Consider the following 14,016-nt stretch of genomic DNA (forward strand, 5'->3'; position numbering starts at 1 on the left):
GGATAGATCATCCAACGACGCATGCTGGACCCTTCCCTATCGTGGAGTTCACCACACGAGGAGGACCCATGACAGTCATACCAGAACTTGCCACGAACCCGGCCAACCACCCGGCGAAGGTCAAAGCAACAGCGCGTCGCCTGCTGACCGAGCTCCCGGGCCCGCGCTCTCGGGAGTTGGAAGCTGAACGCCGCCAGCACGTCACCGACGCATTCGGCATCGTCATGCCGGTATTTATCGAGCGCGCGCTGCACGCGCTGCTCGTCGACGTTGACGGCAACCACCTTATCGACTTCGCCTCAGGTATCGCCGTAACGAGCGTCGGTGCGGCTAACCCCAAGGTCGCCAAGCGCGCCGCAGCCCAGCTGGAACGGTTTACGCACACGTGCTTCATGGTCACCGAGTACGCTTCCTTCGTCGACGTTTGCCGGTGGCTCAATGAACACACTCCGGGCGACTTCGAGAAGCGGACCGCATTGTTCACTACCGGTGCAGAAGCGGTTGAAAATGCCATCAAGGTCGCCCGGGCCGCCACCCGACGCCCGAACATCCTCGTCTTCGATGAGGCCTACCACGGGCGCACCCAGCTCACGATGGCCATGACGGCCAAAGAGAACCCGTATCGGCTCAACTTCGGCCCTTTCCCGGGTTCCGTTTTCCGTGGTCCGACGGCGCCAGCGCACTCATCGCCTGATGGACCTGGAAAGGCCCTCGAGCAGATTGAAGAACTCCTCGCCGAAAACGGGGCGGAGACGTTCGCCGCGATGGTCATCGAACCAATCCAGGGCGAGGGCGGCTTTATTGTTCAGGCGCCCGGATTCCTCAAAGGGCTCCGGGAAATCGCCACCCGGCACGGAATCGTTCTGGTCATCGACGAGATCCAGTCCGGCATGGGTCGCACCGGCACCCTGTTTGCTTCCCAGCAGGAAGGAATTGCCGGCGACATCACACTTACCGCAAAGGCCCTCGGCGCCGGTTTGCCGCTCTCAGCCGCAACAGGACGCGCGGAGCTCATGAATGCAGTCCACAGGGGTGGGCTTGGCGGAACCTACGCCGGCAATCCGGTGGCCTGCGAGGCCGCGCTGGCCGTATTTGAACTCCTCGAGGAGGGCTCCCTTCTCGAGAACGCCGCAAGCATTGAAGCCGCCGTGCGCCGCCGCCTGGAGCCTCTCGTGGTTCTGGACGGCGTCACGGATGTCCGCGGCCGGGGCGCCATGATGGCGATCGAGTTTGGTGACAGCTCCGGCCCCAGGGGAGACCTCGCCGCCGCGGCCGCGCAGGCAGCGAACGCTCACGGTGTCCTGACTCTGACCTGCGGTACCAACGGGAATGTCATCCGGCTGCTGCCACCTCTTGGGATCGAAGCTGACGTCCTCGAGGAGGGCCTGGCCGTGCTGGAGGCCTCCATCCGGTCTGTACTGTCATGACCGGACGGGGACGGTGGGCCGATCGGAGTCAGCCATGACACCGGCAGCGAGAGCCGGCGCGCCGCTGGAGGGGATTCTCGTCGCAGACTTCTCCCGTGTCCTCGCCGGCCCGCTCGCCACCATGACTCTGGCCGATCTCGGTGCACGCGTCATCAAGGTGGAGCGGCCGGGGACCGGGGACGACACCAGAGAATGGGCGCCGCCGTCCTCAAAAACAGGGGCCACCTATTTCGAAAGCGTCAACCGGAACAAGGAGTCCATCGCGCTGGACCTGACCGATCCTAAGGACCTGGAGCTCGCCCGGGAACTCGCACATCGAGCCGACGTATTGGTTGAGAACTTCAAACCAGGGGGGCTCGCCAAACTAGGGCTCGGATATGAATCGCTCGCTGAAGTAAACCCCGGACTCATCTACGCCTCCATCTCCGGATTCGGCTCGGAAGGGGGCCGTGATCTGCCGGGCTACGACTTTATCGTCCAGGCCGTCGGCGGGCTTATGAGCATTACCGGCGACGCAGAGGGTGGCGCTTTCAAAGTTGGTGTTGCGCTGGTCGATGTCCTGACGGCGAAAGATGCCACGATCGGTATCCTCGCCGCCCTTTCGGAGCGCCACTCCACGGGGCGGGGCAGGCGGGTTGAGGTCAATCTTCTCTCGAGCCTGCAGGGCGCCCTCGTCAATCAGGGTCAGGCGTATCTGGGAGCCGGTGTTCTGCCAACACGGCTGGGAAATGAGCATCCTTCCATCGTCCCGTACCAGCTTCTGGCTACCGGTGATGACCCGCTCGCCGTAGCCGTTGGTAACGACACCCAGTTCGCCAGGCTCTGTGAGGCGGTCGGGAAACCCGAGCTGGCCGCAGATCCACGGTTCGGCACCAACTCAGCACGGGTCAAGAACCGTCGGGAACTTGTCCAGCTGCTTGAAGCCGGGCTCGCAGGGGCCGGGGCGGAAGCATGGCAGAACAAACTGGTCGGCGTGGGCGTACCGGCGGGCCGCGTGGCCAGCATTGGTGAAGGCATTGCCTACGCGGAGTCATTGGGTTTGTCGCCGACCATTAAGGTCCACGACGCCGATGGGTTGGTGGTGGGATGCCAGATCCGCCACCCGATCACCTGGAGCCCCCCGCTGCCACCGCGCACGCACGCTCCGCCCGCTCTCGGTGAGCACACCCAGAAGGTCCGGGACTGGCTGCGGCAGCCCCGAAACTCAAGCTCTACCGACACCGATTCCATGCAGCAAACTACCCAAATCATGCACGCCCAGGAGGGACCACATCATGACCCTTGCTCCTAGCACCGCAGAGACCGAGGCGACCACCACACCGGACCCCTCAGACCTCATCTCCTTCGATACGCTCCTTACTGCTGAGGAAGTCGCCCTGCGTAACCGGGTCCGGAAGTATGTGCGGGAGGAGATCAAACCGAACATTGCGAAATGGTATGAAGAAGGCCGGTTCCCGCTCGAGATCGTTCCCGACCTGGCCCAGCTCGGCGTGCTCGGGATGCACCTGAAAGGCTACGGATGTGCCGGCGGAACGGCAGTTGACTATGGGCTCGCCGCTGCGGAACTCGAGGCCGGTGACTCAGGAATACGCACGTTCGTCTCCGTCCAGGGATCTCTGGCCATGTCTGCGATCTCAAAGCACGGTTCCGAGGAGCAGAAAGAGGAATGGCTTCCGCCGATGGCCGCTGGGGCGGCCATCGGATGTTTCGGTCTTACTGAACCCACCGCGGGGTCCGACCCTTCCTCCATGGCCACCTTTGCCCGCCGGGACGGCAGGGACTGGATTTTGAATGGGACTAAACGTTGGATCGGACTTGCCAACGTGGCGCATGTAGCAGTGATCTGGGCCCAGACCGATACCGGAGTTCGCGGATTCGTAGTGCCCACCGAAACGCCTGGCTTTACGGCCACACCCATTGAGCCGAAGCTGTCGATGCGGGCCTCGGTCCAATGTGAAATCACGCTGGATGACGTGCGCCTGCCCGGCGACGCGGTCCTGCCGGATGTCACCGGCCTTCAGGGCCCTTTTACCTGCCTCAACGAGGCCCGGTATGGCATCGCCTGGGGAACTATGGGCGCCGCACGGGATGCTTTTGAAGACGCCTTGGCCTACTCAAAGGAGCGGCTCCAGTTCGACAGGCCGCTGGCTGGGTACCAATTGACTCAGCAAAAGCTCGTGAACATGGCGCTGGAGATCAACAAGGGATTTCTTCTGGCTCTCCACCTGGGTCGGCTGAAGGATGCCGGAGAGCTGCAAAACCACCAGATCAGCGTGGGCAAGCTGAACAACTGCCGTGAGGCGATCGAGATATGCCGTGAAGCGCGCACCATCCTAGGGGGCAACGGGATAACCCTCGAACACTCACCCCTGCGCCACGCCAACAACCTGGAATCAGTGCGCACTTACGAGGGCACTGACGAGGTTCACACACTCATCCTTGGTCAGAAGCTGACGGGCCTGGGAGCATTTCGCTGAATTTCGCCGGTGGCCGCTTGGGCGCGTCTGGTGCAGGTCCCAATGGGAACCGGTGTTAGGCGTCGCGTTATTTGACGATGGCGGCGTCGGTTTTTGTGACGATGGGCCGTGCACGAAAACGCCCCGCGGGCTGTTTCCGGCGGGGCGTTCGTCGTCGGCCTGACGTGGTGGCCGTCATTGGTGACGGCGGGTTTTACTCGCTGTTCTCGGTGATCGCGGACTGCGTGGCGGAGAGGTCCACGATGGCCTTGTTGCCGGCATAGGTCGCGATCAGGGCGGAAACGGCGAGGTTGTTGACCGCCCGCGGGTAGCCGCGTGATGCCTGGTGGATCGCGGCGACGGCGTCGTCGGAGAACAGGGTGTCGGATCTGCCGGCGAATTTGAGGTGGTGGCGGATGTAGTCCGCGGTCTCGGCCAGGTCCATGCCGTTGATCGCGAACCTGGTGGAGATCCTTTGGTCCAGGGCGGCCAGGACCGCGAGTTTGAGCCGGCGGCGCAGGGTGGGCTGGCCGACGAGCAGCAGCGCGAAGTGCGAGCCGGTGTCCATCCCGGTATTGGTGAGCATCCGCAGGGACTCCAGCTCGGTGTTGCCGAGCAGGTGCGCCTCGTCGATCACGACCACGGGCAGGCGGGCGCGTTCGTCCAGTTCCCCGGCGAGCAGGGACGCGGTCTGGTGCGCGAGGACTCCGGAGTAGAACGCTGGCTGCCCGCCCAGGGCGGTGACGATCTGGGACTGGATGCCGCGCATGCCGATCGTGGGGTCCGCGATGTAGATGACCTGGTGGCGGGATGCTTCGAGTTGTGCCAGGGCTGCTCTGACGGCGACGGTCTTGCCGGCGCCGACCTCGCCGGTGACCACGCCCATCTGGCGCTGGGCGACGCACCATTGGATCCGGGCGACCGCCTCGCGGTGCCCGGGGTGGGGGTGCAGTGCCTGGACCGGGATGGAGCGGCCGAAGGGCATGGCTGTGAAGCCGTAGTGGGATTGCAGGTTTGAGATGCTCATTGGGGTCCTCCATTGGTTCCGGTCGCGCCGACGCCGGCGGCCATTTTCTCGAAGCTGATCGGGGCGCCGGTCAGGGTGGTTTTGTGGCGGGTTTCGACCAGGCGCAGGTAGTCGATCCCGGAGCCTGCGTTCCTCGCGCCGGTGTCGGCGTCTTTGGCGGCGTTGACGGCTTTGGGGTGGACGTGTCGGCGGATCTCGAGCAGGACCGCTTCCCCGGCAGGGATCCCGCCGGCGGCGGTCACCGCGACCGGGCCGGTCAGATCGAACGGGTCATAGACCAGCTCGATGCGGGTGCCGGCGAGCATGGGGTCGACCTGGTAGGTGTTGCCCTGCAGGGACACCGTCGCGGTCTTGGTGACCTTGCGGGTCACGGACCAGCGGAACGCTTCGGCGATCACGTCCGGATCCCGGCGGTCCGGGCGCCGGTTTTCCCAGCCCGCGTCCCAGCGGGCCAGCGGCGTCATCGCGGTGGTGGAGTGAACGGTGCGGTGGTAGACCATCTGCACCCAGGAGATGAATAAGGCGTTCAGCTCCGCCAACGAGGTGATCGCGGTCCCGTCGGGATCCTCTCCGGGGTTCCCGACCGGGCCGGTGCCCGGAACTTTCGTCTGGACCGGGGCGTCGATCACGGTGATCTCGGAGAGGAACTGGGAGCTCACGGTGTTGAAGAAGCGCTCGATCTTGCCCCTGCCCTGGGGCCGGTAAGGCCGGGAATGGATCAGCTTCATGCCCAGCCGGGCGCAGATCCTCGCCAGTGACGCGTCGACAAAGGCAGACCCGTTGTCGACATTGTGCCGACGTCGGCACAATGTCGATTATGCCGACCTTCGCGTTATGCCGATGTTTTCTCGTTGTCCCTGTTCAGCGGGGTGAGATTTCGGGAATTGTCGGCATAATCGCGAGGTCTGCGCGATCCTTCTTGCATCGATATCCGGATGAAGGAGGAAGTCATGGCCATGCCTGCAACCAAGGTCAGCAAGGTCCGAATGACGGGGCCGTTGGCCCCGTTCGCGTCTGCTTTCAGATCCAAGTTGAAGGACCTGGGCTACACGCCGTTAACGATCGCCAGTGAACTGAGGATGGTGGCCGACTGGAGCCGCTGGCTTCAGGAACGGTCAATGACAGCTGTGGATGTGACGGGCGGGTGCGTCCGCCAGTTCGTCGCGGCCAGACACTTCGCGGGGCGCATTTCGCCGTATCCGCCCCGCGTTTTCAACACCATGATCGAGGTCCTCGTTGAACAAGGCGTGGTCCAGGCCGAGATCGAGGCGCCTGTGCCGGGATCGCCGATCGATGTGCTCCTGTCCTCGTTCGAGAAGTTCCTGCTCTCCGAGCGGGGACTGGCCCAGTGCACGGCGGCCGCCTACGTGCTGCGGGCCCGCCGATTCCTAGCCCAGCAGACGCCAGCGGGCGCCCTGGCCGATCTGAGGACCAAGGATGTGACCGATGCCGTGCGCACCGAAGCCGCGAAGGTCTCGGTCGGTTCCACCCAGTTCTTCGTAGTGGCCGTGCGCTCGTTCCTGCGCTTTTGTTTCACCGAAGGACTGGTCTCCACCGACCTCTCGGGAGCTGCCCTTGCCATTACCGGACGCCGCCGTTCACCGTTGGCTGCGGGAATCAGCGCCGCGGATGCCCGAAGGCTCCTGGATTCCTGTGACCGGCGGGAAAACGAGGGCCGGCGGGACTATGCCATCCTGGTCATCCTCCTCCGCCTGGGCCTGCGGGCCAGTGAGGTCGCCGCGCTGAGCCTCGAGGACATCGACTGGCGCGCGGGGCTGGTCGTGGTCCATGGAAAGGGCCGCCGTGATGACCGGCTCCCGATCCCCGTTGATGTGGGCCAGGCGATTACCTGCTATCTCCGGCGGGGACGCCCGCGAACCTCTCATCGGGCGGTCTTCCTGCGATCGTTGGCGCCCGTTGAGGCCCTGGGCCGGGGCGGGATCTCGTTGGTTGTGCGCCGAGCCTGCCACCGGGCCGGACTCGCCCCGGTCGGTTCACACCGTCTGCGCCATACCCTGGCCTGTGAGATGGTCAACTCCGGCGTTCCCCTGCCCGAGATCGCCCAGGTGCTCCGGCATGGGAGCCTGACGAGCACCGCCCTCTACGCCCGTCTGGATATTGATGGGCTCCGGGCCCTGGCCCGGCCATGGCCGGGAGGTGAACGGTGATGGGAGAGCTCCTCGGCCATGCCAATGACTACCTCAGACTCCGGCGGGATCTGGGCTACAAGCTCAGGCAGGAAGGCTATGACCTGCCCCGGTTCGTGGCCTTCCTCGAGGCGTCCGGCGCCACCGTGTTAACGAGCGAGTTGGCCATTGCCTGGGCGCGGGACTGCCAGGGCGTCCAGCCCATCACCTGGGCCCACCGGCTCGGCTCTGTCCGCGGGTTCGCTCGCTACTTGAAAAGCATCGACCCTGCAACGGAAATCCCGCCACTGGATGTGTTCGGTGCCCGCCAGCAACGGCCCACCCCATACCTTTGGTCAGCCGAGGAGATTGGTGCCCTGCTGGACGGGGCGGGGCAGCTCCGCCCGGAACTGCGGGCCGTTACGCACGAAACCCTGTTCGGTCTCATTGCCGTGACGGGGATACGGCTCGGGGAAGCGCTCGGGCTCAACCGCGAGGACGTCAACCTCAGCACCGGCGTGCTCACGATCAGGCATGCCAAATTCGAATGGGCAAGGCTGGTTCCGCTGCATCCGAGCACCACGGCAGCTCTGGCCTCCTACGCCCAACGCCGGGACAGGCTCTGCCCCACGCCCCGGACCGCGGCATTCTTCCTCACGCCGGCGGGAACCGGTCTGAGCACAAGCAGCGTTGAGCACACCTTCAACGACATCATGACCGGGATCGGGCTGCGTACCGCCACCGTGAAGCCACGCATCCACGATCTAAGGCACAGTTTCGCCGTCCAAACCCTGATCGATTGGCACCGGGCCGGAGCCGATGTTGGCGCCGGCATGGCTGTTTTGTCGACCTATCTCGGCCATGTCAGCCCAGCGGGGACCTACTGGTACCTCTCAGCCGCCCCGGAACTGATGGTGTTGGCCGCCGAACGGCTGGACCGACGATTCGGGGCGCGGTCATGACCGCGCTGGCCCCCACCCTGCAGGCCTTCTTCACCGACCGGCTCCTTGGCCAGCGTGGCGCCAGCCCCCACACCATTGATGCCTACCGAACGAGCTTCCGGCTCCTGCTCCGCTACGCCAGCGATAAGCTACATAAACCACCCAGCGGACTCGATATCGGCGACCTCGACGCCCCTCTCGTGGCCGCCTTCCTGACCCATCTGGAAGCGGACCGGCACAACAGCGTGCGGACCCGCAACAACCGGTTGGCCGCCATCCATTCGCTCTTCACCTATGCGGCCCTGCGGCACCCGGAGCACGCAGCCTCAATCCAACGTGTGCTCGCTATCGGGCCCAAACGCTTCGACCGGAACCTGGTGACCTTCCTCAACGAAGCCGAGGTCGACGCACTCCTGGACTCGTGCAGCAAGGACACCTGGACCGGGCGGCGCGACCACGCCATGATCCTGCTGGCCATCCAGACCGGGTTGCGGATCTCGGAACTCGCCGGGCTCACCTGCGCCGATGCGTCTCTGGGTGCCGGGGCGAACATCCACTGCATCGGGAAGGGACGGAAAGAGCGGCGCACCCCGCTCGTGCCCTCCACCGTTAGTGTTCTTCGGGCGTGGCTGCGTGAACGCGGAGGGTCGCCTGCGGATCCGCTCTTCCCCGCAAGCACCGGCAGGAAACTCAGCCGTGACGCCATCGAACATCGGATCACCCGTTACGCCGCCACGGCAGGAACAACTTGCCTATCGATGAGGACGAAGCACGTGAGCGCCCACACCCTGCGCCATACGGCGGCCATGCGGCTTCTCCTCGCCGGGGTGGACGTCACGGTCATAGCGCTCTGGCTGGGCCACTCGCAAGTCTCCTCGACCAACGCCTACCTGCACGCGGACATGTCGCAAAAGGAACGAGCCATCGCCCGCGTCACGCCAGCGGACACCGCCCCGGGCCGCTATCGTCCTCCGGACCCGATCCTGGCCTTCCTCGAGGCCCTCTGATTATGCCGACAAATCCGCCCCTCTCACCTCGCTGAACAGGGACAACGAGAAAACGTTGGCATAACGCGAAGGTCGGCATAATCGACATAGGCCGCGTCGGGGATTCCGTGGGTCTGCAGGGCCGGGCGCAGCGCGGCCGAGAGCCGGACGGCGTCTTCGGCGAACGCCCAGCGGGCCGCGGTGACCAGGCGGGAGTGGTCGTCCAGGAACGCGAACAGGTAGGTTTTCCGGCCGCCGATCCGGGGACCGTGGAGCCCGTCACCGACCCAGATCTCGTTCGGCCGGGTTGCTTCGAACCGGCCGGTGGCCTGCGCGGGCGTGCCGGTGGGGATCTCCAGGGTGCGGAAGTGGCGCAGCAGTGTCGACTCGGACGGCGCGTCGCCGAGGGTCTCGGTCATGATCCGCCGCACCTGGGCCGCGGTGCGGTGCGGACGCTCCAGCTTCAGCGTCGCTGCCAGTGACAGCACGGTCTCCGGGGTCACCGGGCCGGCGGCCCTTTCCCGCGGCTTGAGTCCGTCGAATCCCTCGCGCTGCCAGGCGCTGATCCACCGGTCCAGGGTCTCGCGGGAGTAGCGCACGGCCTGCCCGGACGGGCCGGTGTGCTCTGCGGCAGCCAGGGCACGGACCATGGGCCCGCGCTGGCGGGAAGTCAGCGACGTGTCCGCGGCATCGCGGATGAGCTGATAGCGGAACAACGCGATCTTTTCCGCCCGGTCCTTGCGGGCCAGGGGACCGCGCTGCGGCTCGGATTCCGTCATGGGTCATTGTCCTTTTCAAGAGGTCAGGAAACGATGGCCCCGGCAGGATCAGCCGGCGCTCCTCCCACCCTTACCGCCCGGGGAACCAGGCATAAGGGCCAGCTCGTGTTGCTCCCGGTCCTGCCATCGGCCGGCGCTGAAGAAGAACGGACCCGCAACGGCGAGCCCTGCCGTTTGCCACGCCACGGTGGCGACGGAAAACCGGGCCGCGAGCACGCCCGCATACGCCGCCACCGCAGCCAGCGCCCGGCCGGCCGGTGCCGGGGCGGCCGCGGGCCAGAGTCCGGCCGCGTCCGCGCCGTCACGGTGGGAAAGGGCGGTGAACACTTCGGCGATCGGGCCGGCGGAAGCGGCGAATGCGCGCAGCCAGCCGCGCACCGTGGACGCCGGTCGGCCCAGCCGCGCCGCGATCACCCGGTGCCCTGCCCCGCTGACAGCCTTGGCCTCGATGGCGGAGGCGATCACTTCGGCCGTATCGGCCCGCCGGGCCGCCAGATCCACGCCCAACAGCACATGCGTGGCCGAACAATCCGCGCATCGCCCCCGGCGCGGACGCCCGCGCACCAGGGCCAGGTCCGTGCCGGTGCCGTGCCGGATCAGTCGTTCCCGTGCCCAGCCCCACGGCCGCAGCCTGCCCCTGCACCCCGGACAGGCCAACCGCCCGCCAGCCAGATCCGACTCGACAGAGACAGCCTCATGACTTACCGTGAGCATCGGCGCGGCCTTTACGCGTCAGAACGGCCGGCGTGGTGCTTCGAAACTCCCACACCGGCCGTTCGCCTTATCCGGACATCGTCAGCCTGACGCCGCCGACGGCACTAAATCAAGACACCACCGGAAAAACCTGCATCGTCATCGCCAGAGACGCCCCCACCGCCAAACACTGCGACGCGCAACAACCGGGTGGAGCGGCCAGCGACTTTCCTAAACACACGACAAGGCCTGCCTCAGGGGGTGGGAACGGAAGCAGAATCAGATGCCTTACAACTCGTCAGCAACAAATGCACTTACATCATCGCCGACCACTCCACCGGCACACCCCAAGGCCATAGAAGCATTGGGCGTCGTCGGTGCCGGCCTCATGGCAAGCCAACTCGCCCTACTGATCGCGGAGAAGCTCCGCATCCCGGTCCTCCTAAGCGATCTTTCAGCCGATAGGGTCTCCGCTGCTCTCAACCGAATTCGCGGGCACCTTGATCGGCAGGAAGTCAAGGGCCGGCTCCTGCCCGGAGAGGCGACAGATATCGCAGGACTGATCCGGGGCACGACGGATCCAGCACGCTTCAGCGACTGCGACGCGGCAATTGAGGCTGTATTCGAGGACCAGAAGACTAAACGGAGCGTATTTCGGCAACTGGAGGAGTCCATCGCTCCGGAAGCACTCCTGTTCACCAATACGTCCTCGCTCTCCGTTACTGGCATGGCACGCAATCTCAGGCACCCAGGGAGGGTGATCGGGTTCCACTTCTTCAATCCGATAGCTGTCCTGCCGCTCGTCGAAATAATCCGGACTCCCTTCACCACGGATACCGCTCTCGCGACGGCATGGAATCTCGCCGGAGGTCTGGGCAAGACCGCCGTAGCCGTCGCTGACACACCAGGCTTTGTTGTCAACCGTCTTCTCACTCGCCTCTTTTGCGAGATACTGGCTGAGATCGACGAAGGTTCAGACCCTGTAGCCGTTGATAACTCCCTGTCCCCATGGGGGCTGCCTATGACGCCCTTGAACCTGATCGGATACATCGGCCCCTCGGTGCAAAGGCACATCTCAGACAGACTTCACCGCGCGTACCCAGAACGTTTCGGCCGGTCAGCTGCTCTCACTGCGATCGCCGAAGCCGGACTTCCCGGCTTCTTCGACGAAAACGGCAATGTTCCATCCACTGCCCGGATCCTGCCTGCGGAACCGCATGGGGTGGATCCGGCCCAGCTACGAAGGCGTGTCCGCGAAGCCCTGGCGAAAGAAGCCCACCTCATGCTGGATGAGGGGGTGGTCGAAACCTGGGAGGACATTGACCGGTGCATGACCCTGGGCGCCAACTTCCCGGTAGGCGGTCTTACTCGCCTGCTGGGGGCATGATACATAACGGCCGAGACGTCCAGGGGACACAGCCGCAGGTGATCGGGTCGAGGCCAGTGATTCCATTGCCACTGTGTCGCCCCTTCCCTTGGTGCGGGACTGGCACTGGAGGATAGGGGGCAGTTTCTAGGGGCGTTGCCGCACGTAGACGCTCGGCTGGGTTTCCTGGCCGAGCGTTTTGCGTGGGGTCCGTTGACCTCTTGGGGACATGTTGGCGGTCTTAGGGTCCGTAGCGGGCAGGTCGGTGCCTTCGGAGAGGTACCGGCGCAGCAGCCCGTTCCCGATCTTGTTGCAGCCGCGGAGCCACGTGCTTGCCGGATTGCAGAAGTAGACCTTCGTGTCGGTGGCCGACGTGAAGGAACTTGTAGGCGGCATTTTCCTGCCCTGGTCCCGGGGCAGGGATTCGCAGGTGCGCCGGAAGGGTGGCCGTGTTGTTGACGGAGTACGTCGCGGAGTGATCCGGCGGTGTCGTCATTTGGCAGGTTGTCAGCCGTGAAATAGCGGGTCCTGCGTTCGACCAGGGTCGCGACAGCGTCGGCGGGCATTGAAATGACGGACGGCTTCCGATGTGGCTGGCAGCCAACGGCGCAGGCCAGAAGGCCTACTTCCGTCGGGGCAGGCGTAGAACTTTACGGGCCGGGACTAACTACGGCTGGCGCTGGTCGGGGTGATGCCTCCGCATTACTCTGTGAGCCGCCAGATGACAGGGGCCAGTGCTTCAGACGCTGAGCCGCGACCCGCGTGGATTCCATTCCATGCGCCAAACTCCACCGGACAGGTTGTCCGGTGGAGTTTGGCTGCCATTGCACTCTTGCGCTCACCTATTGCGTGATTGCAGGATCAAGATCCTCTGTGACCGTGTCAATACTCTCTTCGGAACTGACCAGAAGCGGCGGCGACAACTTGTAGGCGCCGTAGTAGGTGCCGGCGGCCAAGGCCATGGTGATCAAAGGCGTCAGCTGCGCCACGACCGGCCACATTGTTTGTTCAGTGAGGGCGATCCCGACTGCTGAAGCGAACACCCAAGCGACTGCTCCCGGGCTCATTGCCTTGAGATTGGCCGGTCGGATGTCTGGGACGAGGTGGGGCCTCTTCCAGTTCTGGCCAATGAATACCAGTGCGATGGCTACCCATGCGGTCACAAACACACCTTGCCAGGCCAGCGCTTTGAGAAGGTAGCTCAGAACGTCCGTAAGCATGAGCAGGAATGCCAGAACGCCACAGACAACGACCCAGATGGAGCGGGAGAGGTTGAGCTTGAAGACCCGGCTTGCAAAGGCGGACAGGTTTTCTGATGCCAGGAAGTAGTTTGCAGTGTTGATGCGTGTCTGTGAAACGAGGATGATGAGCAGCCCTACAAAGCCCAGGGAGGAAATGAAGGCCTGTACTACTCCAGTCTCGGAGGCTTCAAGCTTCCAGGCGCTCATGATGTAGATGCCCACGAGCCCGTTCAAACCGAAAGTGAAGGCGTAGAAGACCCAGCCGAAGGCCACCGTGCCCAGAAACTTTTCGTCTTTCTTGCGTCCCATCCGTGCGTAATCGAAGGTGTACATCATCATGATGTAGACGCCCATGTAGATAAGGTACGAGGTCAGCCAGCCGGGCAGAGCCGAAGAGGCGGCTGCATTACCGATCCAGTCGGTGGGGACGCCTTTGAGCATGGTGGCGGCCACGACAACGGCGATCAGGCCCGCCAGATAGAGCGGCAGCAAGAGTCCGTTGAGCTTGTCAAGCCAGTTTTGCACGCCGCCCAAAGCCAGGGGAACGGCGTAGATCACTACGACGCCGTACCAAACCACCATGCTGCCGCCGAAGAATTCATGGAATGCCACGGCGATAATGGAGCCTTCGAACACGGCGTAATAGATTGCCGTCGCCGCGAAGATCAGGGAAGCCAGGGCAGAGCCGCCCAAACCAAAGAGTGTGCGCGAGAAGAGGCTTACTGTAAGTCCCGTCCGCGCCGCATACCGGGAAAGCACAAGGTTAATGGCGCCGTAGGTCACGATGGTCAGGACCATTCCGATGATGGTGTTCACCACCCCTACTGCGCCTGCCGATGCCACAGCAACGTAAATCCAGAACATCGCGGAAAACACTGCCCACCATGCCATGGTGAGCGACCATTTTCCGGCACGTTTGGTGTCAGGTAGAACGTAGTTTGAATAGGACATTTTGGTGCCTTTCAGGTCTGTTC

General features: G+C 64.3%; 13 protein-coding genes. 7 read left to right on the forward strand and 6 right to left on the reverse strand.

Features of this window, described 5'->3' with window-relative positions; genetic code table 11:
- Positions 1 to 68 precede the first annotated feature (68 nt).
- The 3 genes from AC3IT0_RS09595 to AC3IT0_RS09605 are packed head-to-tail and all read left to right on the forward strand — an operon-like array spanning position 69 to position 3,904.
- A complete protein-coding gene (locus AC3IT0_RS09595) occupies positions 69 to 1,427 on the forward strand; it encodes an aminotransferase class III-fold pyridoxal phosphate-dependent enzyme (protein WP_489323464.1) in 1,359 nt (452 codons plus the stop codon).
- 34 nt (positions 1,428 to 1,461) lie between these two features.
- A complete protein-coding gene (locus AC3IT0_RS09600; protein ID WP_489323465.1) occupies positions 1,462 to 2,718 on the forward strand; it encodes a CaiB/BaiF CoA transferase family protein in 1,257 nt (418 codons plus the stop codon).
- Positions 2,702 to 3,904 (forward strand): acyl-CoA dehydrogenase family protein, encoded by a 1,203-nt coding sequence (locus AC3IT0_RS09605; protein ID WP_489323466.1) that lies wholly within the window; start codon positions 2,702 to 2,704, stop codon positions 3,902 to 3,904. Before AC3IT0_RS09600 ends, AC3IT0_RS09605 begins: the two co-directional genes overlap by 17 nt.
- Before the next feature lie 193 nt (positions 3,905 to 4,097).
- Here the strand turns inward: AC3IT0_RS09605 and AC3IT0_RS09610 are convergent, their stop codons facing one another.
- Both AC3IT0_RS09610 and AC3IT0_RS09615 read right to left on the reverse strand, forming a co-directional pair.
- Positions 4,098 to 4,910 (reverse strand): ExeA family protein, encoded by an 813-nt coding sequence (locus AC3IT0_RS09610; protein WP_489321636.1) that lies wholly within the window; start codon positions 4,908 to 4,910, stop codon positions 4,098 to 4,100.
- Positions 4,907 to 5,719 (reverse strand): Mu transposase C-terminal domain-containing protein, encoded by an 813-nt coding sequence (locus tag AC3IT0_RS09615; protein WP_489323467.1) that lies wholly within the window; start codon positions 5,717 to 5,719, stop codon positions 4,907 to 4,909. The genes AC3IT0_RS09610 and AC3IT0_RS09615 overlap by 4 nt, the downstream gene beginning before the upstream one ends.
- Positions 5,720 to 5,860: 141 nt before the next feature.
- On the opposite strand from AC3IT0_RS09615, the gene AC3IT0_RS09620 reads away from it, so the two are divergent.
- The 3 genes from AC3IT0_RS09620 to AC3IT0_RS09630 are packed head-to-tail and all read left to right on the forward strand — an operon-like array spanning position 5,861 to position 8,984.
- Complete coding sequence (locus AC3IT0_RS09620) at positions 5,861 to 7,078, forward strand: site-specific integrase (protein WP_489321640.1); 1,218 nt, start codon at positions 5,861 to 5,863, stop codon at positions 7,076 to 7,078.
- Positions 7,078 to 7,998, forward strand: a complete 921-nt coding sequence (locus AC3IT0_RS09625) for a tyrosine-type recombinase/integrase (RefSeq protein ID WP_489321639.1) — start codon at positions 7,078 to 7,080, stop codon at positions 7,996 to 7,998. Before AC3IT0_RS09620 ends, AC3IT0_RS09625 begins: the two co-directional genes overlap by 1 nt.
- Positions 7,995 to 8,984: a tyrosine-type recombinase/integrase gene (locus tag AC3IT0_RS09630; protein ID WP_489321638.1), complete on the forward strand. Its 990-nt coding sequence runs from the start codon at positions 7,995 to 7,997 to the stop codon at positions 8,982 to 8,984. The genes AC3IT0_RS09625 and AC3IT0_RS09630 overlap by 4 nt, the downstream gene beginning before the upstream one ends.
- A gap of 23 nt (positions 8,985 to 9,007) precedes the next feature.
- On the opposite strand, the gene AC3IT0_RS09635 is transcribed toward AC3IT0_RS09630, so the two are convergent.
- Positions 9,008 to 9,742: a DDE-type integrase/transposase/recombinase gene (locus AC3IT0_RS09635; protein WP_489323468.1), complete on the reverse strand. Its 735-nt coding sequence runs from the start codon at positions 9,740 to 9,742 to the stop codon at positions 9,008 to 9,010.
- 48 nt (positions 9,743 to 9,790) lie between these two features.
- Positions 9,791 to 10,255 carry a hypothetical protein gene (locus AC3IT0_RS09640; RefSeq protein WP_489321642.1) on the reverse strand — a complete coding sequence of 155 codons (465 nt, stop codon included), beginning with the start codon at positions 10,253 to 10,255 and terminating at the stop codon, positions 9,791 to 9,793.
- A 463-nt stretch (positions 10,256 to 10,718) separates the two neighbouring features.
- Between AC3IT0_RS09640 and AC3IT0_RS09645 the strand changes: the two genes are divergently transcribed.
- A complete protein-coding gene (locus AC3IT0_RS09645) occupies positions 10,719 to 11,822 on the forward strand; it encodes a 3-hydroxyacyl-CoA dehydrogenase (RefSeq protein WP_489323469.1) in 1,104 nt (367 codons plus the stop codon).
- 126 nt (positions 11,823 to 11,948) lie between these two features.
- Here AC3IT0_RS09645 and AC3IT0_RS09650 read toward each other — a convergent pair whose 3' ends face one another.
- Complete coding sequence (locus AC3IT0_RS09650) at positions 11,949 to 12,197, reverse strand: hypothetical protein (protein WP_489323470.1); 249 nt, start codon at positions 12,195 to 12,197, stop codon at positions 11,949 to 11,951.
- Positions 12,198 to 12,643: 446 nt separating this feature from the next.
- On the reverse strand, positions 12,644 to 13,858 hold the full coding sequence (locus AC3IT0_RS09655; RefSeq protein ID WP_489323471.1) for a purine-cytosine permease family protein: 1,215 nt from the start codon (positions 13,856 to 13,858) through the stop codon (positions 12,644 to 12,646).
- Positions 13,859 to 14,016: the final 158 nt, after the last annotated feature.

The organism is Pseudarthrobacter sp. KH_020_B, from assembly GCF_057840185.1.